Raw genomic sequence first — 24,824 nt, 5'->3', positions numbered from 1 at the left:
AATGGCCTTCTTGGTGATTGGAGTAACTAGTTAACCAGTAACGGTGGCGACGATAAAGCCGCCCATGAAACAGCGCCCTAATGACGCGACTTGTTAAATTCCGGGTCAGACTAAAGCCATCGCTTGGCTTCAGCTATTACCGTTTTCATTCTCTTCTGAAGTGCCCGATGCCGAGGAGCGCAAAGATATAGCGTTTCGCTGACGGGGTTAGCGAGACGATGAACTTTGATGTGCTCCGGCTTCTCAAAGGCTTCAACTGCGTGTGCAGGTAAAACGGTAAAACCCAAACCCATGCTGACCGGCTCTAGAATCAAACCGATCTGGTTTGAGAACCCCTTTCTGGGAAACAGGTTACTGTGCTGAAACTCGGGGTAATTGGCACCAAGAAGCAAGCTTGCGTGATGACTTCCATCAGGGTGGTCGATGAACCCCAGGGCCATCAGAGTGCCCCAATCAGGTTCTTCGATGGAGGCAGGTGTTACCAACAGCAGCGATTCTTGCGCGACTGGCCTACAACTCACGTCGGCCAGGGTAGGCTTTGACGTCATGAATCCGAGATCAACAGTCGACTCTACAATCGCGTTTTCCACATCCGGATTTGGCGCAAACCGGTAATCGATAATCAGCTTCGGGTGCTTGCTCTGTAGCGCCAATAATTGCGGATAAAGCTTCAGCCCGACACTTCCCGGAGACATGATCCGCACACTTCCTTCAAAAGGCGGATCCTCTGCAACTTTCTGTTCAAGATTCGACAACCCCAACAGGATGCCCTGAGCCTCGGTATACAGCCTCTCGCCGGCACCCGAGAGCGAGAATTGTTTCCCCTGTCTAACAAGTAACTCCGCACCAAGCTGCTCCTCAAGCTTGCGCACATGTTGACTCACGCCCGACTGTGTCATGTGGAGGCGTTCAGCCGTGCGGGTGAAATGACCAACTTCAACCAGTGTGCAGAAGGTGCGTAACCAGGACGTATTTATCATTACAAAACGTAATCTTTTAAAGAAATTATGATAATTTTACCTAATATATGACGGCATGTAACCTGTTCTCAGTTTTACTAATGGAGGACAGGCAATGAGCAACGTGTATCCAAGAAATTTTTCACACATCGGCATATCCGTGCCAGACCTTGAGCAAGCCGTGAAGTTCTACACAGAGGTCATGGGTTGGTATTTGATTATGGAACCAACCGAGATCGAAGAGGACGATAGCGCCATCGGAGAGATGTGCACAGATGTATTCGGTGCTGGATGGGGAAGCTTTCGTATCGCTCACTTATCCACGGGCGATCGAATTGGCGTGGAGCTTTTTCAATTTAAAAACCAGACCAACCCGGATGACAATTTCGAGTATTGGAAAACCGGCGTTTTTCACTTCTGCGTTCAAGACCCTAACGTCGAGGAACTGGCAGAACGAATTGTGGCAGCTGGTGGTAAAAAGCGTATGGAGAAACCGCGATACTATTACCCGGGCGAGAAGCCCTACCGCATGATTTATATGGAAGACCCGTTTGGTAACATCTTAGAGATCTACAGCCACAGCTATGAGTTGATATACAGCGAGGGCGCCTACTAAATAATAGCCAAAACAATTCTAGGGGTAGGGTCAGAGGGCGAAGCCCTCAGACCTTTTCCCCGAGCTTTGACGGGTTAATCTGCATGGTCATGAAACCAACACCGCTAGCAATTTGTAGCACCAATACACACCAATACCCATTTGCACAGCAAAGGCACTGAACCGCATTGTGACTGCAACCGGACTTAATGATGCAAGGTGAATTAACGACTGAACTAATCTCGCACCCAGGAAAACATAGGCTAGCTGATCGGTCACATGGGCATTTGAAGTAACAACTGCCGCAGCCATGAGACCACCAAATATCGGAAGCCCTTCGATGCAGTTGGCATATGCGCGAGTCAACCTTTGCATAAACGGTGATAGATTGGAGTTCTCGGGGTTAAACCCGTTCGGAGCTACCTCCCCGGCAAGGACCATCTTCGATCGAATAGACTCCATAAGCACGAGCAAAAACATACTCCATGCTATGAAACCGACTAATGTAATTATTGTTGGTGAGCTCATTACTTTATCCCTGTAATTATTCGTTGAAGTTTATATTTTCCGCTAAATGCCCTCCATCACTGGTAACAGACCGGCGGAACGCGCTGGGGCTCGTTCCCAGGGAGCGCTTGAAGGCGCGACTGAAAGACGTCTCTGACTCGTAGCCCACACTCAGGGCAATCGACAATATTTTATCCTGCCGGCCCCGCAACAGGCGGGCCGCCACCTGCAATCGCCATTGGCTCAGATACTTCATGGGCGGCACCCCAATTACCCGGCTAAATCGCTCGGCGAGAACGGACCGGGAACAATTCACTTCGCTGGCCAGTTTTTCAAGTGTCCAGGTTTCCGCGATTCGGCCATGGAGCAACGACAGGCTTTTTCCTACCAGTGGGTCCGCAAGCCCCCGCATCCAGGGGTTGTTGGCCAGGCCCTGGTGTTGCAAAAACTGCCGGATGACTTCAATGAATAACAACTCTCCCAGCCGCCGCATCATGGATCGGCTGCCGGCCCCGGGGTGGCCGCATTCCCGGAGCACAATATCAATCAGATCATTGATCGGGCCATGCAGGGCCGAGCGTGAAAGCACGATGAAGCGGGGCAATCCTTCAAGCAGTGGATTCCAGGGATGACGATCGCAGCCCAGAAAGCCGCAGACCAGTTGGCTTTGTCCGGGCCCGCCACCGCCGTCTTGGATCACCAGGGGCAACTCACCGGCCGCCATCATCGCAAAAAACTGCTGGGCGGGTTCTATATCCTGGTCAGAAGGCCCCCGGGGTTGATCCGAAATGGCGTAGGCATCGCCGTGCGGCACCAGAAGAATGTCGCCACCTTCCAGCCTGACCGGCTTTTCACCCTCCACCGTCGCCCAGCAGGGCCCTTCCACCACGATATGGTATGAGATCACCTGATCAGACGACGGCAGAATCAGATCCCGAAAATGGCACTCGCTGGGGACCCCGGTAGCAAAAGGCCAGCTGGGTTGCCAGGCAAAAAACACGGCTCCCTGCAGGCGGATGTTCTCAAGCACATTGGAGATGAGCGCATCCACAACCTCTGCCGTCCCGGACGTTTGGGCAAGTGAATCGGACGACGGGTTATGGTTCCTTTTCATGGTATTCCCTAGCATCTGATGTAAGGGAAGCGGATCACCATTGAGATCCGAAGATGGAAAAAGGAGACTGTCATGTCCTCACTAAGCAACGTGGAAATCAACCCTCCAAGCCCTGCTTCAATCTATCACCAACAGTTTGTACCTGCATTATTTGGCCAATGGGGCCCAAGACTGGCGGTACAGGCCAACCTGCGCAGAAGCACAGCCGTGCTTGATGTAGGCTGCGGCACCGGCGTGTTGGCTTCAGCCGCCGCTGATATCGTTGGTGATGAATGCGTCACTGGGGTGGATATCAACCCGGAAATGCTAACAGTGGCCCGGCAACAGCGCCCGAGAATAGCCTGGCGCCAGGCTCCGGCCGAAAAGCTGCCGTTTGCCGATGCCAGCTTTGACACCGTTGTGAGCCAGTTTGCCCTGATGTTTTTTGACGCCCGCGCAAAAGGGCTGGCAGAAATGTGGCGCGTGCTCAAGCCGGGAGGAACACTCCTGGTTGCCGTATGCGATGGAGTGCACCGTTCGCCGGGCTATGCGGTGTTTGCCGAGGTATTGAACAGCTTGTTTGGTACCGACATCGCCGAGCATTTCAGAGCCCCGTTCAGTGCCGGTAACCCGGACCAACTGTGCGAACTTTCACAGCAGGCGGGTATCCCCGATGCCCGAATCAAACAACAGCTGGGCACAGTGAGATTCGACACCATCGGCGACATGATCTCGACTGAACGCGCCTGTGTTTTTACCCTCGGGGGCCTACTAAATGATGCGCAGTTTGAAAGACTGGCCAGCGAGGCTGAAGTGGCGTTCCGCAGCTTCGTGACCGATAGCGGAGCTGTTGAATTCACCATGCCAGTCTTGACCATTCAGGCGCAAAAAGAGGCATGAGGGCACGGGCAAAAGGCCCCATAGAGTGAATAACTTCCAGCTGGCGAACCAAAAAACTGCGAGACAACAGAAGCATACAAAACTAAAAGGCGTTGCTATGGGTGCCGCCGAGTCTGCTGCATGGTTAGCCCGGCACAAACACCGGAAAACCATCCAGTTCGGCCGACAGCAGGCGCTGGCCAAAAAGGCTTTCGAGTGCTGAGGTCACCAGCATGTCGCGGGCCGGGCCCCAGCAGGCCTGGCCGTCGGGGTACAGCAGGAGGATCTGGTCGCACCATCGGGCGGCCAGGTTCAGGTCGTGGAGGCACATGAAGACAGCCCGGTCGCAGGCCGCCTGCTGGCGCAGCAGCTTCATAACGGCGGTCTGGTGCTGTAAATCTAGGTGATTGGTCGGCTCGTCCAGAAGCCAGATTTCCGGGCTTTGGGTCATCAGGGTGGCAATGGCTACCCGCTGGCGTTCGCCGCCGGATAGTGTGTTCACCAGGCGATCTTTCAGGTGGATCACATCCAGCGTTTCCAGAGCCCGTTCCGCAATGGCGAGATCCTCACCACTCTCCATCTGCCAGGGTGACAACCAGGGATGGCGGCCGATCAGGGCGGTTTCCAGCACGGTCGCCGGGAAACCATCCTGCCGGTCCTGAAATACGAGCCCCATCCGTTGCGAGACGGTTTTGCGGCGAATATCCACCAGTGGAGTTCCGTTGAGCAGCATTTGTCCGCTTCTGGGCTCCCGCAATCCCGCCAGGGTATGCAACAAGGTGGTTTTGCCGACGCCGTTAGGGCCAAGTACACCCCAGACCTGTCCCGGTTCGATGGCCAGATTCAGGGGTACGCCGGAGGCGCGCCCCGGAATGTCGATGATCAGCGCTTCGGTGGTCAGGCGTGTCATCATCGGCTCCTATACAGCAGATACAGGAAGGTCGGGACGCCGATCAGCGCGGTGATCACGCCAACCGGCAACTGTTCCGGTGCGATGACCACCCGCGCCAGGGTGTCCGCCAGCACCAGCAGCGTGCCGCCAGCCAATGCGCAGGCCGGCAGAATCAGCCGCTGGTCGTTACCCAGCACCAACCTCAACATGTGCGGCACCACCAGGCCAACAAAGCCAACCGAACCGGCCATGGTGACGGCGGTTGCGGTCAGCAGGCTGGCCATCAGGTAGATCGACCATTCCAGCGGCCGCACCGACACGCCCAAGGCCGCCGCCTGCAGGGAGCCCCGTGCCAGCACGTTCAGGGCCCGGCCCAGCGGAAACACCATCAGGCATACCAGCACAAGAATGATCATTCCCGGCCACGGAGTGGCCGCGTGGGAAAGATCGCCCATCAGCCAGTACAACATACCCGGCAACCGGCTGGCCGGGGTCATCGAAAGGATCAGGGTAATGATGGCGCCCCAGCCGGCGGCGACTACCACACCGGTGAGTAACAGCCGCGATGGGGTCCAACTGCCGCTGCCGTGGGCCAGACCAAACACCATCAGGGTGGCCAGCATGGCGCCGGCAAAGGCGGAGCCGGATACCAGAAAACCGGCAGCGCCGGCCAGCATGGCCAGTAACGCGCCCACTGCCGCGCCACCAGAGAGCCCCAACACATAAGGATCAGCCAGAGGGTTTCGCAACAGAACCTGCATCAAAGCCCCGGCCACGGCCAGCAAACCACCGGTCGCGAACGCGCTCAGGGTGCGGGGCAGCCGGAGCTCCAGAATCAGCGTTTGCTGCAGATCAGTGCCACTGCCGGTTATCACCCGCAGAGTGTCTTCAAAACCGATGGCCGTGCTGCCAATACTGACGGAGAGCAGAGCCGCCAGAAACCCTGCGATCAGCAGCATCAGGAGTGGTTTGTAAGGGCTAGAGATTGGCACGGGCCTGCTCCAGGGTCTGGCACAGGTGTCTGGCGCCGTCTGCCATGCGAAGCGTAGGGCGCGCCAGCAGGTCAGGCGGTTCGAGGAAGAGGTTGCCGGCGGCTATCGCTGCCAGGCTCGGAAACTCACGCCAGGCTTCCAGCCACTGCCTGTCATCCGACGATCCGGCAGTAATAATGGCTTCGGGGTTGGCTTCCAGAACCGCCTCCCGACTGATCCGGGGCACCAGCCGCGGCAGCTCGCCGAACACATTCACGCCGCCGCACAGGGTTATGGCCTTGCTGATCAGCTCTTCCCGGTTCACGGTCATTAACGGCTGGTCCCATATCTGGTAGAACACCTTAACCGGTCTGGCATCGGCATACTGAGCTTTCAGCGTGGCCATTTCTGCACGAAACGCTTCGGCCCGTTCATTGCCGAGATCCGGTGACCCCGTCAGCAACGCCAGATCCGACACCGCCATGGCAATGTCGTCAAACGTCCGCGGAGCAAGCCAGAAAACGGGAATGCCAAGGTCTGACAGCCGTTCCAGTTGGCTACGGGAATTGCCATCCACCCAGGCCACCACCAGGTCCGGTGCCAGCGAAACAATGGCTTCCAGATCCAGGCGATTGCTGTCGCCCACTTGCGGCAAATCCGCAGCCTCTGCCGGATAGTCGCTCCAGGCGCTCACCGCCACTACCTTGGCACTGGCGCCTGCGGAGAACAGCAGCTCCGTAGCGCCGGGTGACAGGGAGACAACACGTTGGGCGGGATCAGCCACGCATACCTTCTGGTTCAACGCGTCGTGTGCACAGGGTCCCTGTGCCTGCGCCAACGAGGGCGCAAGCAGAGACAGTACACACAGCACAGCGAACCCGAGGTGCCTCATGGACGGCGGGAGCCTCTCAGATCGGTGAATTTACTGCTGGAAATCATAGCGCACCGAGGCCATGAAGGTGCGGCCGGCGGCCAGATAGTCGAAAGGCGCGAAGGTCGCACTGTCATATCCGATGCTGGTGGCATAGCGACGGTCCAATACGTTATCCACCTTGAACGAGGCCGACCAGCCAGGCTGAAAGGTCCAGGCAGCCCTCAAGTCCACAGTGCCATAGCCTGGCAGCAGACTGGTATTCGCGGCATCGTTATAGCGGTCACTCTCGGCGATAAAGCTGGCTCCCACAGACCACTGAGAAAACAGGCGATCAACATCCAAACGCACATTCTTTTCCGCGCGGCGCGGTAAACGTGCGCCGGTATCGCGGTTCTCGGTATCCGCGTAGGTTACCGCTGCCGACAGGTTCCAGTCAGCAGTCTCAATACCGGAAGAAACCTCAACGCCACGAATTCTGGCCGTCTCAACGTTTTCCATGGTGCCCTCAAACGTCACCGGGTCAGAGACGTAGGTAATCAGGTCTTTCACATCGTTATGATAGAGCGCAATGTCCCAGAACCAGACGTCATATCGTCCCGAGAAGCCCGCCTCGACCATCTGCCCCTCTTCCGCATCGAGGTCGGGATTGCCAGTGTAGAAGGGTACTGTCAGATAGAGATCATTAAAGGTTGGCGCCCGGAATGACGTGGCATAGCTGAGACGAAAACGATGGGCGCGATCCAGCTGGTGACCGAAGGCCACGCCGCCAGTCTCCTCTTTGCCGTATGCCTCGTTGTCATCAAGACGCAGACTGAACATCAGATCGGTAGCATCAAAGTTCAGACGACCCTGGCCAAAGACCGCACTGTTGGTCCTGCTGTCTTCCGTGAAATCGCTGGTGCCGTCCACTTCATCAATCATGACCTCGGTACCCAGAACCAGCTCATGAACACCGGCGGTCAGGGTGTTTTCCCAGCGAGCGGAACGAGACAGTGTGTCGAAAGTGCTGGGATTGGCTCCAAAGGTATCCTGTTCGTCGCGGGCTTCCGAGAACTGGATCCGCGTGCGCCAGTAGTCACTGGCAACAGCCTCCAGATGCAGACCCATGGCACGGATCAGGAAATCGGTATCACCGCCTTCAAACTCGGTGTTGCCTTCAGACTGGAACACCGTCAGCCCTGCGCCGCCGCCCTGGTCAAAACTGTGGCTCAGCTTCGCCAGGCCACCGGTGTTTTGAAAACCCTTGTCTTCACCGCCATCTCTCAGATTGGTGCCATCGGTGTCCGAATAGACGCCACTGGCCAGGAACGAGGAACGGCCCTCCCGGCCAGCTAATCCGGCAGTCACCTCACGGGTTTCATGGGAGCCACCCTTTAGTTCGCCCCAACCCTGGCGCCCGGCCTCAGGCTCCAGCGTGAACGCCTGGATGACACCACCGACCGCATCGGCACCGTAGAGGGAGCTCTTCGCGCCCCGAACCAGTTCAACCCGCTCCATCAATTCCGGAGGCAAAAACTGCCAGGGCGGGATGCCCGCAGAGGCAGAGCGCAGTCGGATACCATCGAGAAGAAGCACTGTACCTGAGCTTCCCGCGCCACGCAGGAATACGCTGGTGGTTTTGCCGTAACTGCCGTCCGACACCACGTTGATTCCCGGCTGCGCGCGCAGCAGGTCGCGGAATTCCGCGGGCTGTTGCCGATCGATATCCTCCTTCTCGATTACCGTAACCGAAGACAGACTCTCACCAACCGTCTTCGGCCCCAGTGTCGCGGTAACCACGATCGGATCCAGGGCGTCGTTCTCTGAGGCAGACTGGGCCGAAACGGCCAGAGGCAGGGCGGCCATGGCAACGCCGGCCAGTACAACAGGGCTTTGAATTCTGAACATGAAGCTTGCTCCGCACTCCGCGCGCACCCGCACGGGAATCTGGGTTTTGTTGCGGAACAGGGAATGGGGGCAGGCGGTAGACTGGTGTCAGGAAAGCGGAACCGGCATATCACCCACCCAGGTCGCCCACCGCAACATCGGGTGTTTTTCCAGGCCGGTCTCCGGGCTGGCAGGCGGAACCTGAGGTTCCCGGGCAATCACCTTCCCATGTCGTGGCGACACAGTGGCGCACAGATTGCCGTTGTCCTGCTTACCGTTGCGGGGGCAGCATCGGACTTGCGCTGGCGTAACCAGGCTCACCGATTTCCCGTTTCACCCGTCGCGCTTTGCGACGGACACCTGAAAAAAGTGTGGCAAGGCTAGCAACACCGGGGTAAGTGGTCAATGAAATCCATCAAAGGTCGACATGGCCGCAGGCCTCTGCCACTGCTATATTCCATGGCTAACAATCATTTTTCTTCGCCAGAACAGGGAGTTTTATGCAGGCCGAGCTCATCGACATCCGCAATCACCTGGCACAATACCCGCCGTTTGACGAGATGGCCGAGGAGATGCTCGACCGAGTGGTTGGCGACATCGAGGTTGTGTATTTCAAGGCCGGAAGCCAAATCCTGGAGTTCGGCGACCCCAGTAGCTGGCTTTTTTATGTTCGCAGCGGCGCTGTCGAGATCTATCGACGATCGGGAGAACTGTATAACCGGATCAGCGAAGGTGAAGTTTTTGGCCAGTTCGGCCTGCTGATGAACAGGAAGGTGCGCTTCCCAGCCAAGGCCCTGGAAGACTCTTTACTCTACAAGATCCCTTACGAAACTTTTCAGTACCTCTGGGAAAACGACGATGGCTTTGCAGATTTCGTCGAGGTGGAAGACCGAAGCCGCCTGAGATCCGCGTTATCCAGACGGGAAAAATCCAACCAGCTGATGACGTCCAAGGTCACCCGGCTGATTTCCCGCGAGCCTGTTTCGGCGCCCTGTACCGTTCGTCTCCAGGAAGCCGCCCGGATAATGACCGAACAGGGCGTCTCTGCCCTGTTGTTGATGGACGAGGAAGGCGATAAGCCCTTGCTCAAGGGCATCATTACTGATCGGGATCTGCGCACCCGTGCTCTCAGCGAGGCCTTGGCATCGGAAACCCCCATCAGCGACATCATGTCGAAAAACCCGATTTCCATCCGCTCGAGTATGTTCATATTCGAGGCCATGCTCACAATGCTGCACAACAACGTGCATCATCTTCCGGTGATGGATCGGGATGAAGTTCGGGGCGTAATCGCACTGTCCGACATCGTGAAATACGAGAGCCAGAGCAGCCTGTACCTGGTCAGCAACATTTACCATCAGCATGATGTCAAAGGCCTGAAGAAAATCAGCGAGGATGTGCGCGACAGCTTCGTTCGTATGGTTAACGAGGATGCCAACTCCCATATGATCGGCAGTGCCATGGCCGGCATCGGGCGCAGCTTTACCCAGCGCCTGCTGGAATTGGGTGAAGAGAAACTGGGCCCGCCCCCCGTTCCCTACTGCTTTATGGCGCTTGGCTCCATGGCGCGCGACGAGCAGCTGGTGGTTACCGACCAGGACAACGCCATGATCCTGGACGACAGTTTCGTGCCGGAAGAGCACGATGAGTATTTTATGGCGCTGGCAAAATTTGTCAGCGATGGGCTCGCTGATTGCGGTTACACCTATTGCACCGGCGACATCATGGCCACCAACAAAAAATGGCGGCAGCCATTGCGGGTCTGGAAGGATTACTTCACCGACTGGATTGATAATCCGAAAGCTGAAGCCCTGTTAAACAGCAATATTTTCTTTGACCTGGACGGCATCTACGGGGAGACCGAATTTGCCGAACAGCTGAAGACACTGGTGGCCGACAAGGCCAGCAACAGCCAGCGGTTCCTGGCAATGCTGGCCCGCAATGCCCTGAACCGCACTCCCCCGATTGGCTTCTTCCGAACATTCGTGTTGGAAGAAGATGGCAAGCACCAGAAGACCTTCAACCTGAAACGTCGGGGAACGGCGCCCCTGTCGGATCTGATTCGGGTTCACGCCCTGGCCTGCGGCTCCCGTGCACAGAACTCGTTTGAACGGCTGAAAGCCATTGGCAACACCAAGCTCCTGCTGGACGACGATCTGGGCAATCTCAGGGATGCTCTGGAGTTCATCTCCATCGTCCGTATTCGGCACCAGGCGCTGGCCATTGAGGCTGATCGGCAGCCGGACAACAATGTTCGGCCCGAGGATCTCTCGCCGTTTGAGCGCAGCCACCTCAAGGACGCATTTCAGGTGGTCAGCGGTGCCCAGAAGTTTTTGAAATTCCGGTACAACGCCGGGGTGGCCCGTAATGTCTAATGAAGAGACGGCCGAGAACCCTGTAACCAGCCTGCCGTGGCCCGAGCAGTTTGGAGCTCTGGCTGAGCAAAGCAAGTCCCCGATTCTGAGAGCCTTTTACGAGAGCGGGTGCGTGTCTCCGGACACGCCTTTGTCTGAGGTTCCCCTGGTCGCGCTGGATTTCGAGACCACCGGGCTTGATGCAACCCGGCATTCCATTGTCAGTATTGGTCTGGTGCCCTTCACCCTGGACGGCATCGAGCTGGGCAAAGCCCGACACTGGATCGTGCGCCCGAAACTCCCTCTGCACCAAACCTCCATTACTATCCACGGCATTACCCACAGCGACATCGACAACGCGCCGGATATGAAAGATATCCTGAAGGATTTGTTTGCCTGCCTGAACGGCCGGGTTCCTGTCGTCCACTACCGCAATATTGAAAGGACGTTCTTCGACGTCGCCCTGCAATGGCGCCTGGGGGAGGGCATCCGGTTTCCCGTCATCGACACCATGGCTATTGAAGCCCACCTTCATCCGGATCGAAACCCATCGCGATGGCAAAAACTGATGGGAAAAAAGCCCGTTTCCATTCGCCTGGCCGACAGTCGGCTGCGCTATGGACTTCCCCACTACGCGGCCCATAACGCTCTGATTGATGCCGTTGCCACTGCCGAACTTCTTCAGGCGCAGGTGTTACATCATTTTAGCCGAGAGACCCGAGTAGCGGATCTCTGGCTGTGATTCTGATGTCGGGCTACGGTTTCACCTCCTCGATCCACTTGCCATAACCTGCCGCCTCCATGTCTTCAAGGGGGATAAAGTCCATCGCCGCGGAGTTCATGCAGTAGCGCAGGCCGGTCGGCGCGGGACCATCGTTGAATACATGGCCAAGATGGGAGTCCGCGTGGACACTGCGGATTTCCGTCCGGTTCATGAAGAACGAGTTGTCCTCATGCTCCACTACGGCGTCTGACGTGATGGGCCGGGTGAAGCTGGGCCAGCCGGTGCCGGATTTGTACTTGTCTCGTGAGGAAAACAGCGGCTCGCCCGAGACGATATCGACGTAAAGGCCGGGCTTCTTGTTATCCCAGTACTTGTTGTTGTATGCCGGCTCAGTACCATCTTCCTGGGTCACCTCGTACTGCATGTTGGTCAGGCGCTGTTTGAGGACATCCTGATCCGGCTTTTCAAAGCTTCCGGGATTAAAGCCACTGCCCATCTGACCTGGCTCTGTGCTGGCGCTCTCATTGCCCACCAGGTCGTCACTGGCATCCACCGAGGCATTCTCCTGAAACCGGGTGTAATCGAGCTCGTAATCTTCACCATACACCTTCTCGATAAACTGATAGCGGCCAGAGTTGAAGGTGTAGAAGTTGTAGCGCACCGGGTTCTTGTCGTAGTAATCCTGATGATATTCCTCGGCCGGGTAGAATTTCTCAAATGGCACGATTTCGATCACCACAGGTTTCTCGTAGACTCCGGAAGCCTCCAACTCTGCCACGGCCGCTTCGGCCAGGCGCTTCTGCTCAGCGTTATGGTAGAAAATAGCCGGCCGATACTGCTGGCCACGATCCACAAACTGACCCTGATTATCGGTCGGATCCATCATCCGCCAGAGCGCCTGCAACAAGCCCTCGTATGTCATTTCGTTCGGGTCGTAATAGACCTGTACCGCTTCGGTATGGCCAGTCTGCCCCGAGGCAACCTGCTTATAGGAGGGGCTTGCCTCTTTCCCACCAGAATAGCCCGAGACGACTTCCACCACGCCCGGCACCCGCTTCTCGTACCCGGCCTCGACACACCAGAAACAGCCACCGGCGAAGGTGGCCACCGCCAGGTCCGGGTTGTCTGGTGCGAACTGACTGTTTTCGCGTTCCTGTTTCTCTGCCGCATGAGCCGTAAACAGACCCGCTGCAGAGACCAGTGCCAATGCGGAAAATAGACCTAAAATCTTGCGTTTCATCAGACTTCTCCTTCACGTGATTCCATAGCAACAGCGTAGCGTCGCGGATTCACGAAAACGTTCACCAGGTATTACGAATTCATAACGCTGTGGATTTTTTGCCACCCGACGCCGAACTATCGCCGGCCAGAGGAAGCCAGACAGTGAAAATGGCACCGTTGGCATTGCGGACAGAGAGTTGTCCCTGTTGTAGCGAGACCATTCTCTGGGCAATGGCCAGGCCAAGCCCTACATGCCCGGGGCGAGAAGCGTCTGCGGCTTGATAGAAGGGTTCAAAGACGTGTTCCAGGTCCTTATCGTGAATACCGGGGCCGGCATCCGCCACGGTAATCTCGGCACCGCCTTCCCGATGGGCAACACTCAGCGTTACCTCCGTAGCGGTTGGGGAATGGCTAATGGCGTTGCTGATCAGGTTGTCCAGCACTCGCTCGGTCATGGCGATGTCCGCCAGCACCCTGACCGGAGCCACAGAGACAATCGACAGGGCAACGCCAGAGCGCTCGGCCTCGGGCTGGTGCTTCTGTACCACATCGTGCAGCAGTTCTGCGACGACAAACGGTTCCGCCTTCGGCTGCTTTTCCCGGGCATCCAGTGCCGCCAGCTCAAACAGTTCTTCCACCAGGCGACCGAGCCGGTGACTCTCGGCGAGCGCCACATCCAGAAACCGTGCGCGCTCCTCGGCACCAAGCGTGTCCTGTTTCAGGCGCAACGCTTCAATGTATCCCTGAATGGAGGCCAGGGGTGTTCTCAGATCGTGGGAGACCTGGGCTACCAGTTGGCGGCGTTGGGCATCCTTGTGTTTCAGAAGATCCAGCTGGGCAACAATCCGCTGCGCCATCTGATCAAACCGGGCAGCCAGGTAGTCGATATCATCACCTTTACCGGCAATCCCCGCTGTCGTCTCCGGGGACATTCCGCGCTCGAAGGATTCCACCCGCTCGGTCAGCCGTGACAGCCGCCGCGTCAATAATCGGAAAAACACCAGCCCCGCCAGCAGACCGACAAACAGGCTCACCGCCAGTGCGCCTGCTCCCATCTGCAAAAGCCGGTTACTGTGTACCATGCTCTCTGCCAGATCGTATTCCTCGCCACGCAGAACCACGTACAGGTAGCCCGTTGGTTCGTCCGCTGAGGGCACCGGCGTTACCGAGAAAACTTTCCGCCGGTCATGGCTGCGCGGGTCATCGCCGGGTAGCGGATAGGCTTCGGGGTTTTCGAGCAAGGTACTGATCGGCTCCAGGGACACCCGGTTGCGCTTGATCTTGTTCGGGTCCGCAGAGTACGACAGGATGTTCCCGTCCGTATCCAGAAGGTAGATTTCAATGCTGGGATTGATCGTCATGTACAGCTCAAAGAGCTGTTTCAGGGCGTCGCGGTTGAGTTTGCCGTCGGTTACCAGGTTGCGGTCAGACACCAGGTTGCGGGCAAGATCCCGGTTCAGTTGCTGGTTGACCGCGGCCGAGTATTCCCTCACCGAAGCCAGACTTAAAAAGGTAAAGAGCCCACCCACCACGAGCAGCAGCAGGAACAGACCGATCGCCAGCCGGGCATAGAGGGTTCGGAAGACAGACAGAGCCATGATTAATCCATGAACCGATAGCCAACACCCCAGACCGTCTGAACGTATCTTGGGTCGGCCGGGTCCGCTTCAATCTTGTTTCGCAGGCGGTTGATGTGGGTGTTCACGGTATGCTCATAACCCTCATGGTTGTAGCCCCACACCGAATCGAGCAACTGCGCCCGGCTGAACACCCGGCCCCGATGGGAGGCAAAGTGCCAGAGCAGATCAAACTCACGGGCGGTGAGATCCACCTCGCGATCGTTGACGAATACCCGCCGGCGAACCGGATCAATTCGCAGCCCGTCCACCTCGATCTCATCAGCTTCCTCGCTCGCGGGCGCACGTTGAGAGAGGGCGTCCACTCGCCGGAAAAGGGCCTTGATGCGGGCCGCGAGCTCCGCCACGCTGAACGGTTTCGTCAGGTAGTCGTCCGCCCCCATTTCCAGGCCCAGAACCCGATCAAGCTCTGTGCTCTTCGCCGTCAGCATCAGAACCGGCACATAGCCCGGGCAGGACCGTATCTCCCGGCACACCGCCAGACCATCAAGACCGGGCAGCATCAGATCCAGAATGACCAGATCGATGCCACCCTCACGGAACCGCTCCAGACCGGTATCACCCCGGTCCAACAGAACAGCCTTCATACCCAGATCCGACACCTGCATGCGCACCAGCTCACCAATGCCGGGGTTGTCTTCGATAATCAGTACCGTTCGCGTCATGCGTACAGGGCTCCGTTCAGATCTGGCTACATCTTGTCCTTGTCGTCCATGGCGCTGTCTTTCATCGACATCCCGTCCTTCTTCATGTCGTCCATGCCATCGTTTTTCATGGCATCCTGCGCCATACCATCTTCTTTCATACCGTGCCCCATGTCTTTGGGCATGTCATCCTTTTCCATACCGTGATCCGACATACCCTTATCGGCCATGTCATCTTTCATCATGGCGTCGTCCTTCATGCCACCGCTCGATGACTTCATATCGTCAGCTATGGCGAAAGTTGCCAGCGTTCCCAGCATGGCAATCGCAAACATTCGGCTCAGGTTTTTCATGGTGATCTCTCCGTAGGTTGTTAAAAGCTGGTATCGGCTCCAGCCTCACAACAAGACTGCACGGTGGCGTTTACGGGAGAGTCACGGACAGTTAAAGAGTGTATGCCTAAAAGTTCACAAAACCATCACAGGCCGACTAAACCTGCACACATAGCGGCCCCTGGGTTTAGCCGTTAAAATGAATCCAAATTCCGGCACGAGGTTTAAGTGGCAGACAAAACCGTAACCAGGGCAACACCCGCCGACGCCTTCAAACGAGCGCGTCGCATGTGGCTCAAGGGTGAGCGCATTCACCTGGCGCCCCTGGCTGATGAACTCGGAATTGGCCGGGCAACCCTGTTTCGCTGGGTGGGCAACAAGGATCTGCTGATCGGGGAGATTCTCTGGGCCCTGTATGAACCCCTTTGGCGTCAGGCCATGGCGGACACCCCCGGCGTGGGCGTGGACTATATCGTCGGTGTGTACCGACGCACCAACTCCGCCATCCTGCACTTCGAGCCGCTGCGGCGGTTCATCAACCAGGATCCGGAATACGCCCTGAAAATCCTCACCTCGTCGCAATCGATTCTTCACACCCGCACGGTGGAAACCAACACGCGGATGCTGAAAGACCAGGTTGCGGCCGGGCATATCAAGCCACCAATGAACATCTTCAGCCTGTCTTACTTCATGATCCGACTGGCAGAGTCCTGCCTGTACAGCGACATTATTGCCGGGCGGGAGCCAAGGGAGGCAGAATTGGAGGATGCCTGCACGGCGGTTCGGATTCTTCTTGGAGGGAAGGCCTGAGGGCTGGTCCCGCATTGGGGTGTTTTAGGCCCCGCCCCGTGACCGACCTGACATTCGGGCATCTGTCGGATTACGGCTTCGCCTAATCCGACCTACATATTGCATGCTCAACATCACAGTAGGTCGGGTTAGCCAAAGGCGTAACCCGACACCAGGCCCCAGCCGTTACAACTGCAACGAACGCACTTCCAGAAACTCCTCCATTCCCCATTTGCCGAACTCACGGCCGATACCGGAGTGGCCAAAACCGCCGAACGGCGCCATCGGGTTGAACGCACCACCGTTGACGAATACCTGACCGGTGCGCAGCTTGCCGGCAATTTTCTTCGCCTTGGCATCGTCGCCGGACCAGACGGCACCAGAAAGACCGTACTGGGTGCCATTGGCGATTTTCACGGCCTCGGCTTCGTCGTTGTATGGGATCACGCAAAGAACCGGCCCGAAGATTTCTTCCTGGGCAATACGGCTGTCCGGCTTGACGTTGCCGAAAACGGTGGCCTTGACGAAGTAACCCTTGTCGCAACCCTCGGGTGCTTCCGGGCCACCAGCAATAAGCTTGGCACCTTCCTCGATACCCAGTTTGATGTAGTCGATGACCTTGTCACGCTGCTGGGCAGACGAGAGCGGGCCAAGACGGGTGGTTTCTTCCAGCGGGTTGCCGGGGGTCATTTTTGCCACAGCCGCGGCAGCCAGTTCGCAGGCCTCGTCGTGCTTGTCTGCGGGAACAAGCATGCGCGTGAGTGCCGTGCAGGTCTGGCCTGAGTTCAGAAGGCAGTTGTTAATCGTGCCTTTGACGGCCGCAGCCAGGTCGGCGTCCGGAAGGATGACGGAGGCAGATTTACCACCCATCTCCAGGGCGATGCGTTTGAAATCATCCGCGGCCGCATGGGCAATCAGGTTGCCGGTGCGGGTAGAACCGGTGAACGACACCATGCGCACATCCGGATGCTTGATCAGGGTGTCGCCGACAGTCTGGCCAAGGCCACAAACCATATTGAACACGCCCTTGGGCAGATCAGTATCATCCAGGATCTCGGCAAGGATAAACGCTGTCTGGGGCGCAATTTCCGAGGGCTTGAGTACCACGGTGCAACCGGCCGCAATCGCCGGGACGATTTTCAGGATCACCTGATGCAGCGGGTAGTTCCAGGGGGTAATACAGCCAACCACACCCACTGGGGCGTATTGCACCTCGGAGTTTCCGGACTGCTCGGTAAACTCGAAGTCCGGCAACAGCTTCAGATAGCTCTTGGTCACCGCAGCCGGCATACCGGCCTGGATCGGCGTGGCCAGTTTGATGGGCATGCCCACTTCCCGGCAGACGGTCTCGGCGATTTCCGGGCCCCGCTCTTTCAGCCCCGCATGCAGCTGTTCCAGCACCTTGATCCGCTCTTCCAGAGTGCTTTCTGACCAGCTTTCAAAAGCGGCGGCGGCGGCGGCAATTGCCTGTTCCATCTCATCCGCGCCGGAGGCGGGCACCCGGGCAATAACGTCACCGGTGCCAGCTTCGTGAACGTCGATCATGTCACCAGCCCAGCTAACCCATTGGCCGTTGATGTAGTTCCTGTTCAGCTCGTTCATGCTTCCCCCTTCATTCAAATACGATAACGCCACGGGCGTTCTTGCCTGCCACCATATCATCGAAAGCCTGTGCGGCCTCTTCTATGGGGTAGGTCCGGGTAACCAGTTCATCCAGCTTGAGTTTACCAGCCTTGTAAAGACCCAGGATTCTGGGGAAATCGTGCTGCGGCCGGGCGGAACCCAGCCAGCTGCCTTTAAGCGTTCGCTCATCCGCTGGCAAGGTCAGTGTGGTCAGCGAGGTCTTGTCCTTCGGATCCGCCACACCCACCACGACTGCGGTACCACCGCGGCCCAGGCTCTTATAAGCCTGTTCGACAACTGGCCCGGCGCCTACGCATTCGAAGGCGTAGTCGACACCGCCGGTCAGCTTCTTCACGGCTTTGGCCGCGTCTTCCACTTCGTTGATATTCACGGTGTGGGTGGCGCCGAATTCTTTCGCCATCTCCAGCTTCTTCAGATTGCTGTCCACCGCTACGATCATCTCGGCGCCGGCGGTGACACAGCCCTGAATGGCGTTGAGGCCGACTCCGCCGATACCAAACACGGCGGCGCGAGAGCCGGGCTCCAGCTTGGCGGTGTTGAACACGGCGCCCACACCGGTCATCACGGCGCAGCCAACCAGAGCTGCGTTCTGCATCGGCACGGCTTCATCCACCTTGACGCAGTTATCCACATGCATGGTGGCAAACTCGGCCATCACACCGCAGGCACCAAAAACGTTCAGGGGCTCGCCGTCGGCACCCTTGGTTCTCACAGTGCCATCCGGCAGGTTAAACATGGCCTTGCGGGCGTTCTCGCAGAGAACCGGTCGGCCACGGACACACTGGCTGCATTTGCCGCACATGGATATGAAGGTGCTCACCACATGGTCGCCTTCCTTGAAGGCCGTTACACCTTCACCGACTTCCACCACAACCCCGGCGGCTTCGTGTCCCAGGACCAGGGGAGGCGGATAGGGAATCTTGCCCGTGGTGGCGGAGAGATCGCTGTGGCAAACGCCGCAGGCCGCGATCTTGATGGTAATTTCACCCCGCTTGGGGCCTTCCACCGTGATGGTTTCCACCTGAACGGGCTGACCCCATTCCCGGCAGACGACTGCTTTGGCTTGTCTGTCCATGTTTCCCCCTGTCGATTAAGTAGGGGGCAGAAAAACGCATTCGTCTGCCCCCGGGTTCATGCCGACTTCACAACACTTCAAACAGGCCCGCAGCGCCCTGGCCGCCACCGATACACATGGTAATCACCACGTATTTCGCGCCCCGGCGCTTGCCCTCGATCAGGGCGTGGCCTGTTTGGCGGGCGCCGGTCACACCAAAGGGGTGACCGATGGAAATGGAGCCACCGTTTACGTTCAGCTTCTCCATGGGAATGCCGAGGCGGTCACGGCAGTAAATCACCTGGGACGCGAAGGCTTCGTTCAGCTCCCACAGATCAATGTCGTCCATGGTCAGGCCGTTGCGCTCAAGCAGGCGAGGAATCGCAAACACCGGACCGATGCCCATCTCATCTGGCTCACAACCCGCCACGGCGAAGCCACGGAAAACCCCCATAGGTTCGATGTTGTGCTTCTCGGCATAGGTGCTGTTCATCACCGTGCACACGGAGGCACCGTCCGACAGCTGGCTGGCATTGCCTGCGGTAATGAACTGGCCCGGCCCACGCACCGGCTCCAGACCAGCCAGACCCTCGAGGGTGGTGTTCGGGCGGTTACATTCGTCACCGGTCAGGGTCACCTGCTTTTCACTGACCTCACCGGTTTCCTTGTCCTTCACAAGCATGGTGGCGTCGAACGGCACAATCTCATCGTCAAACTTGCCCGCCTGCTGAGCCGCTGCAGTACGCTGCTGGGAAATCAGGGAATACTCATCCTGGGCCTCACGGCTGACGTTGTAGCGCTTGGCCACGACATCCGCCGTCTCGATCATCGAAAGATACAGTTCAGGCTTGTGCTTCATCAGCCACTCGTTGGTGGCGTGAAAGCTGTTGATCTTCTCGTTCTGCACCAGAGAAATAGACTCAACACCACCGGCCACCATCGCCGGCACCTTCTCGGAAACAACCCGCTGGGCAGCCAAGGCGATGGACTGCAGACCCGAGCTGCAGAACCGGTTGATGGAAAACCCGGCGGTGGTTACCGGAAGCCCCGCGCGGATAGCCGCCAGACGGGCAATATTCCGACCCTGGGCGCCCTCCTGGTAGGCCGCGCCCATGATCACGTCCTCAACAATAGACGGATCAATGCCCGCACGCTCAACAGCATGCTTGATGACGTGACCTGCCATATCCACACTGTGGGTATTGTTCAAAGAGCCCCGGTAAGACTTCGCAAGGCCGGTGCGAGCGGTTGAAACGATGACTGCATCAGACATAACAATGTCCTCATTTTTCGAAACATGTAGGTCGGGTTAGGCAAAGCCGTAACCCGACATCGAATTGACCGTTTACCTCTGGTTGTCGGATTACGGCTTCGCCTAATCCGACCTACAGGTCCAAAGTACTTACTGATTCGGTCGTGGGGCGGAAAAGATACCCCGCTCCCAGACCAGCCCCTATGTCAGATGTTACAAGTCAGCGAATTTACGGCCTTCAGCAACCAGCTTCTCAAGCAAAGCCGACGGCTCCCACTGCTCACCACCAACGGTGCTCTGATACTTCTTCACCGCTGAAAGAATCGTGTCCAGACCTTCCTGATCGGCCCAGAACATGGGGCCGCCGCGATAGGCCGGGAAGCCATAGCCGTAGATCCAGACAATGTCGATATCCAGCGGACGATCGGCAATGCCTTCCTCCAGGATCTTCGCGCCCTCGTTGATCATCACGTACACGCAACGTTCGAGGATTTCCTGGTCAGTAATCTCCCGGGGCGTAATCCCCTGTTCCTTGCGGAACTGCTCGATCAGCTGCTCCACTTCCGGATCCGGAATCGGTTTGCGGCTGCCTTCCTCATACTTGTATACACCCGTCTGGGTCTTCTGACCAAGGCGGCCCTGTTCGGCGAGCTTGTCCATCCAGCTTGCGGGAATATCCTCACCGGACTTGCGACGCTCTTCGCGGATGCGATACCCCACATCGATTCCGGCCAGATCGGACATCGCAAACTGCCCCATGGGGAAGCCGAGATCGGTCAGCACCTTGTCGACCTGCTGCGGGGTGGCGCCCTCGTCTACAAGCGACATGGCTTCGGTGCCGCGCTTGTGGAGCATCCGGTTACCGACAAAGCCATAGCAGTTGCCCACCATGACACCGACTTTCTTGATCTTCTTGGCGACCGCCATCACGGTGGCTTTCACTTCGTCGGAGGTCTTGCTGCCCCGCACGTTCTCCAGCAGCTTCATCACGTTAGCCGGGCTGAAGAAGTGCATACCCACCACGTCTTCCGGGCGCTTGGTGGCAGACGCAATTTCGTCGATATCAAGGGTGGAAGTATTTGACGCCAGAATCGCACCCGGCTTGCAGACCTCATCAAGCTTGGCGAAGATTTCTTTTTTGATCGCCATATTCTCGAATACCGCCTCGATCACCAGATCAGCATCCCGGAAATCGTCATAGGTCAGGCTCGGAGTGATCAGCGACATCCGCTGTTCCACCTGCTCCTGGGTCAGCTTGCCTTTCTTCGCGGAGTTCTCGTAGTTGCGGCGGATGATCGCCAGGCCCTTGTCCAGGGCTTCCTGCTTGACCTCGACCATGGTGACCGGAATCCCCACGTTAACGAAGTTCATGGCGATACCACCGCCCATGGTGCCCGCGCCAATGATGCCGACACTCCTCACATCACGAACCGGCGTATCTTTCGGCAGCCCTTTGACCTTGGAGACCTCACGCTCGCCGAAGAAAGAATGAATCAGTCCGGCGCGCTGGGGCGATTCCATGCATTCCATGAACAGTTCGCGCTCACGTTTCATGCCCTCATCGAAAGGCAGGTTGAAGGCCGCTTCCACGGCATCGACACACTTGAACGGGGAGAACAGGCCCCGGGCCCGTTTCTTCAGTTCTTCACGGAACTGGTTAAAGACATCGCTGCCCTTGTCCGCCTCAATCTTGTCGGTGATATCGCGAACACGGCGCACCGGCTTGCCTTCGTCGACCACTTTCTGCGCATAGGCCATGCCCACCGCGCGGATATCGTCGCCTTCTTCCACGGCATCGAGAATGCCAAGGGCCAGGGCATCTTTGGCACCGACGAACTCACCGGTGGTGATCATTTCCAGCGCTTTCTGGGCGCCGGTCAGGCGCGGCAGACGCTGAGTGCCCCCGGCACCGGGCAGAAGGCCCAGTTTCACTTCCGGCAGACCGACCTTGGCGCTGCTGACCGCAACCCGGTAGTGGCAGCTCAGTGCGGTTTCCAGACCACCGCCCAGGGCCGTGCCATGGATCGCGGCAACCAGTGGCTTATCACTGTTTTCAAAGGTGTTCACCAGTGTCGGCAGGGTTGGCTCCTGCATGGGCTTGCCGAACTCCCGGATGTCGGCACCGGCGATAAAGGTGCGCCCTTCACAAACGAGCAGGAGCGCCCTGGCCTCGGCATCCTTCTGGCCCTGCTCCAGGGCTGCGAGCAGACCGGAACGAACAGCCTGGCCGAGGGCGTTTACCGGCGGGTAGTTCACGGTAATAACGCCGATGTTGCCTACCCGGTTATAGCTAACGACCTCAGACATAATTTCTCCTCGCTTTCTTTCTGAAATATGGTTTTAACTAGCGAAACATGCGTACGATTTAATACAAGTTCCGTGACGGTTTCAACCACCCATTAAACTACAGGCACAAAAAAACCGCAGGGGTCAGGCTGCGGTTTTTCTGATCGGAAGCTGCGAGAAAGGTTCTCCCAGCTTTGGTAGTTAAGCCTAAACCCCCAACGATTCGATATCCCCCGCCAGCATCGCCAACTGGTGGGCAATGGAGCCTCGGAGTTTTTCGGCGGGCACCAAATAGGAAGGCGCAGCACAGGTCAGAGCCATAATAGTGCCGTCCTGCAGGTGGATGGGCACGCCGGCGGAGTTAATGTTCCTGTCCCACTCGCCAACGGACAGGCAGAATCCGTGTTCCTTGTAATCCTTCATGGCCTGGTCCAGGCCGGCCTTTTTCTCGGGCCAGTCGTCACCGTATTTGGCGGACATGGCGTCATCAATGACCTGGCGGGCCTTGTCGCTGATGGCGCAATAGTAGGCGCGTCCGGCGGAGGTGGTCGCCATGGGCAGTTTCAGGCCGATATCCATGCGCAACAGGGACGCTTCCGGTGGCAGCCGGTTTTCCACGTAGATCATGTGCAACCGGTCCCGGCAAGTCAGGCCGACCGACATGTTGGTCTGGCGGGCGAACTCGTCCATGTAGGGTTTGGCCAGCTGGCGTACCTTGAGGTTGGATACGTAGGCATAACCCAGTGCCAGCACGCCGGAACTGAGCTGGTACTTCTCCAGCTGGGTGTTGTAGCTAAGGTATCCCAGCTTGGTGAGGGTGTAGGTCATCCGCGATACTGTCGGCTTGGGCAGTCCGGTAATGCGGGCGATGTCCTGGTTGCCGAGGATGACAGGACCCTGGCTGAAGGCGCGGAGCACGTCCAGGCCGCGGGACAGGGCCTCGACAAACTTGCGGTCCTTTTCCGGCTTCACGGGCTCACCGTCACTGGATGCCACTGTCAGTTCCGGTGAAATCTGCTTCTTTCCTGCCATAATGGGACGCCCTCCAACCGCGTCGCCCGCTCCGGTAACCGGTGTATTAATATGGTGAATAATCAAGGATTCATCATTTTAATCGCTGCAGAAATCAAGTACCAGAAAGTCTTTTCAAAATTCGTACCAAATATGAAACACTTATTACTTATGTTTCAAATCCGAAATCGCATGGCGGTATCTGGTGCCGGCTTTAATCAAGTTATCCGATATCTTATTCTGCATTGCAAAACAACTTAACAGCCAACGAACTCTGTGGCGACCCCCGGGAGGCAAAATGAAGATACTTTTTGTGGCAGGCGACCCGAAACCGGAACGCTGGACAGTGCCTATCCAGGAGCGCCTACCGGATGCAGAGATTTTCGTTTGGGATCCGGAAGGGCCCGCCGTTGATGCGGATTACGCCATCGTGTGGCAACCACCCGAAGCGCTGTTCGAGCGGGAAAAGCATCTGCAAGCGGTGTTCAACCTGGGGGCCGGTATTGACGGCCTGCTCAGGGTTGCCAACCTGCCGGAAGAGCTAACAGTCGTGCGCCTGGAAGATGCCGGAATGTCGGTGCAAATGGCGGAGTACGTGCTGCACCAGCTGCTGGAAGCCAGCCGCGAGATGGAAACCTACCGGGAGCAGCAGAGACAGGGCATCTGGAAGATCCATCGCCCGATCAAGCGCAGCGAATGGCCGGTGGGTGTCATGGGGCTGGGCCATATTGGCAAACGGGTTGCCCGCACACTGGCCGATCTGGATTATCAGGTCAGTGGCTGGGCCCGTGGGGAGCACAGCGTGGAAGGTGTCAGCACCTACGCCGGCCAAGGTCAGCTCGGCGACTTTCTGAAATCCACCCGGGTGCTGGTCAACACGCTGCCGCTGACCAGCGAAACCCGGGATATCATCAACTATGAGATGCTGAGCCAGCTCCAGCCGGGTGCCGTGCTAATCAACGTTGGCCGGGGTGAGCATCTGGTGGAGGATGACCTGCTCCGGGCGCTGGACGAGGGCAAACTGCTGCGTGCCTCGCTCGACGTGTTCCGCAAGGAGCCCTTGCCCGAGGGGCATCCCTTCTGGGAACGGAAGGAGATCACCATCACCCCACACATCTCGGCCCGGACCCTGCGGGATGCCACCATTGAGCAGATCACAGGCAAGATCCGAGATCATGCCGCCGGTCGCGCAATTTCCGGGGTCGTGGATACCGACCGGGGCTACTGACCGCCAAAAGAC

The 24,824-nt window shown here is 57.7% G+C and carries 22 protein-coding genes and 1 riboswitch; of the genes, 6 read left to right on the top strand and 16 right to left on the bottom strand.

From position 1 onward, the window contains the following. Window positions 1-110: 110 nt before the first annotated feature. Window positions 111-980 (bottom strand): LysR family transcriptional regulator, encoded by an 870-nt coding sequence (locus tag FMN52_RS17125; RefSeq protein ID WP_148609835.1) that lies wholly within the window; start codon window positions 978-980, stop codon window positions 111-113. 94 nt (window positions 981-1,074) lie between these two features. On the opposite strand from FMN52_RS17125, the gene FMN52_RS17120 reads away from it, so the two are divergent. After that, window positions 1,075-1,575: a lactoylglutathione lyase family protein gene (locus FMN52_RS17120; protein ID WP_148609834.1), complete on the top strand. Its 501-nt coding sequence runs from the start codon at window positions 1,075-1,077 to the stop codon at window positions 1,573-1,575. A gap of 87 nt (window positions 1,576-1,662) precedes the next feature. Here FMN52_RS17120 and FMN52_RS17115 read toward each other — a convergent pair whose 3' ends face one another. Next, complete coding sequence (locus FMN52_RS17115; RefSeq protein WP_148609833.1) at window positions 1,663-2,082, bottom strand: MAPEG family protein; 420 nt, start codon at window positions 2,080-2,082, stop codon at window positions 1,663-1,665. A gap of 16 nt (window positions 2,083-2,098) precedes the next feature. After that, complete coding sequence (locus FMN52_RS17110) at window positions 2,099-3,175, bottom strand: AraC family transcriptional regulator (RefSeq protein WP_162525040.1); 1,077 nt, start codon at window positions 3,173-3,175, stop codon at window positions 2,099-2,101. A 72-nt stretch (window positions 3,176-3,247) separates the two neighbouring features. Here FMN52_RS17110 and FMN52_RS17105 point away from each other — a divergent pair, with 72 nt between their 5' ends. After that, window positions 3,248-4,054 carry a class I SAM-dependent methyltransferase gene (locus tag FMN52_RS17105; protein ID WP_148609831.1) on the top strand — a complete coding sequence of 269 codons (807 nt, stop codon included), beginning with the start codon at window positions 3,248-3,250 and terminating at the stop codon, window positions 4,052-4,054. 124 nt (window positions 4,055-4,178) lie between these two features. On the opposite strand, the gene FMN52_RS17100 is transcribed toward FMN52_RS17105, so the two are convergent. From FMN52_RS17100 to FMN52_RS17085, 4 genes are all read right to left on the bottom strand, one after another. Further along, the gene (locus tag FMN52_RS17100; RefSeq protein ID WP_148609830.1) at window positions 4,179-4,943 is read right to left on the bottom strand and encodes an ABC transporter ATP-binding protein; all 765 of its coding nucleotides are present in this window, start codon (window positions 4,941-4,943) and stop codon (window positions 4,179-4,181) included. Then, on the bottom strand, window positions 4,943-5,884 hold the full coding sequence (locus FMN52_RS17095; RefSeq protein WP_205424970.1) for an iron ABC transporter permease: 942 nt from the start codon (window positions 5,882-5,884) through the stop codon (window positions 4,943-4,945). Before FMN52_RS17095 ends, FMN52_RS17100 begins: the two co-directional genes overlap by 1 nt. A gap of 19 nt (window positions 5,885-5,903) precedes the next feature. After that, complete coding sequence (locus FMN52_RS17090) at window positions 5,904-6,680, bottom strand: cobalamin-binding protein (RefSeq protein ID WP_240339523.1); 777 nt, start codon at window positions 6,678-6,680, stop codon at window positions 5,904-5,906. Between the two features lie 138 nt (window positions 6,681-6,818). Further along, entirely contained in the window at window positions 6,819-8,657 is a 1,839-nt protein-coding gene (locus FMN52_RS17085; protein ID WP_148609827.1) for a TonB-dependent receptor, read from the bottom strand. Window positions 8,658-8,791: 134 nt separating this feature from the next. Beyond that, window positions 8,792-9,015: riboswitch (cobalamin riboswitch) on the bottom strand. Window positions 9,016-9,136: 121 nt separating this feature from the next. Here FMN52_RS17085 and FMN52_RS17080 point away from each other — a divergent pair. Both FMN52_RS17080 and FMN52_RS17075 read left to right on the top strand, forming a co-directional pair. Continuing rightward, window positions 9,137-11,011 carry a putative nucleotidyltransferase substrate binding domain-containing protein gene (locus FMN52_RS17080; protein ID WP_148609826.1) on the top strand — a complete coding sequence of 625 codons (1,875 nt, stop codon included), beginning with the start codon at window positions 9,137-9,139 and terminating at the stop codon, window positions 11,009-11,011. Then, window positions 11,004-11,732 carry a 3'-5' exonuclease gene (locus FMN52_RS17075; protein WP_148609825.1) on the top strand — a complete coding sequence of 243 codons (729 nt, stop codon included), beginning with the start codon at window positions 11,004-11,006 and terminating at the stop codon, window positions 11,730-11,732. Before FMN52_RS17080 ends, FMN52_RS17075 begins: the two co-directional genes overlap by 8 nt. A 13-nt stretch (window positions 11,733-11,745) precedes the next feature. Here the strand turns inward: FMN52_RS17075 and msrB are convergent, their stop codons facing one another. The 4 genes from msrB to FMN52_RS17055 all read right to left on the bottom strand — a co-directional run bounded on the left by msrB (window position 11,746) and on the right by FMN52_RS17055 (window position 15,569). Next, on the bottom strand, window positions 11,746-12,954 hold the full coding sequence (gene msrB / locus FMN52_RS17070) for a peptide-methionine (R)-S-oxide reductase MsrB (RefSeq protein ID WP_148609824.1): 1,209 nt from the start codon (window positions 12,952-12,954) through the stop codon (window positions 11,746-11,748). A gap of 79 nt (window positions 12,955-13,033) precedes the next feature. Then, the gene (locus tag FMN52_RS17065) at window positions 13,034-14,533 is read right to left on the bottom strand and encodes an ATP-binding protein (RefSeq protein WP_148609823.1); all 1,500 of its coding nucleotides are present in this window, start codon (window positions 14,531-14,533) and stop codon (window positions 13,034-13,036) included. A gap of 2 nt (window positions 14,534-14,535) precedes the next feature. Beyond that, window positions 14,536-15,237, bottom strand: coding sequence for a response regulator transcription factor (locus FMN52_RS17060; protein WP_148609822.1), 702 nt, complete (start codon window positions 15,235-15,237; stop codon window positions 14,536-14,538). Window positions 15,238-15,263: 26 nt separating this feature from the next. Next, window positions 15,264-15,569, bottom strand: coding sequence for a hypothetical protein (locus FMN52_RS17055; RefSeq protein WP_205424963.1), 306 nt, complete (start codon window positions 15,567-15,569; stop codon window positions 15,264-15,266). A gap of 207 nt (window positions 15,570-15,776) precedes the next feature. On the opposite strand from FMN52_RS17055, the gene FMN52_RS17045 reads away from it, so the two are divergent. Further along, complete coding sequence (locus FMN52_RS17045; protein ID WP_148609821.1) at window positions 15,777-16,358, top strand: QsdR family transcriptional regulator; 582 nt, start codon at window positions 15,777-15,779, stop codon at window positions 16,356-16,358. Between the two features lie 165 nt (window positions 16,359-16,523). Here the strand turns inward: FMN52_RS17045 and FMN52_RS17040 are convergent, their stop codons facing one another. The 5 genes from FMN52_RS17040 to FMN52_RS17020 all read right to left on the bottom strand — a co-directional run bounded on the left by FMN52_RS17040 (window position 16,524) and on the right by FMN52_RS17020 (window position 23,605). Further along, window positions 16,524-17,939, bottom strand: a complete 1,416-nt coding sequence (locus FMN52_RS17040; RefSeq protein ID WP_148609820.1) for an aldehyde dehydrogenase family protein — start codon at window positions 17,937-17,939, stop codon at window positions 16,524-16,526. 10 nt (window positions 17,940-17,949) lie between these two features. After that, window positions 17,950-19,056 (bottom strand): Zn-dependent alcohol dehydrogenase, encoded by a 1,107-nt coding sequence (locus FMN52_RS17035; RefSeq protein ID WP_148609819.1) that lies wholly within the window; start codon window positions 19,054-19,056, stop codon window positions 17,950-17,952. Between the two features lie 67 nt (window positions 19,057-19,123). Then, a complete protein-coding gene (locus tag FMN52_RS17030) occupies window positions 19,124-20,308 on the bottom strand; it encodes an acetyl-CoA C-acyltransferase (RefSeq protein WP_148609818.1) in 1,185 nt (394 codons plus the stop codon). Between the two features lie 192 nt (window positions 20,309-20,500). Then, window positions 20,501-22,594 (bottom strand): 3-hydroxyacyl-CoA dehydrogenase NAD-binding domain-containing protein, encoded by a 2,094-nt coding sequence (locus FMN52_RS17025; RefSeq protein WP_148609817.1) that lies wholly within the window; start codon window positions 22,592-22,594, stop codon window positions 20,501-20,503. Window positions 22,595-22,780: 186 nt separating this feature from the next. Next, the gene (locus FMN52_RS17020) at window positions 22,781-23,605 is read right to left on the bottom strand and encodes an IclR family transcriptional regulator (RefSeq protein WP_148609816.1); all 825 of its coding nucleotides are present in this window, start codon (window positions 23,603-23,605) and stop codon (window positions 22,781-22,783) included. 277 nt (window positions 23,606-23,882) lie between these two features. Here FMN52_RS17020 and FMN52_RS17015 point away from each other — a divergent pair, with 277 nt between their 5' ends. After that, window positions 23,883-24,812, top strand: coding sequence for a glyoxylate/hydroxypyruvate reductase A (locus FMN52_RS17015; protein WP_148609815.1), 930 nt, complete (start codon window positions 23,883-23,885; stop codon window positions 24,810-24,812). Window positions 24,813-24,824 lie beyond the last annotated feature (12 nt).

Source organism: Marinobacter sp. BW6 (genome assembly GCF_008107725.1).
Classification (GTDB): Bacteria; Pseudomonadota; Gammaproteobacteria; order Pseudomonadales; family Oleiphilaceae; genus Marinobacter.
This window is presented reverse-complemented; position numbering and strand designations above follow the sequence as displayed.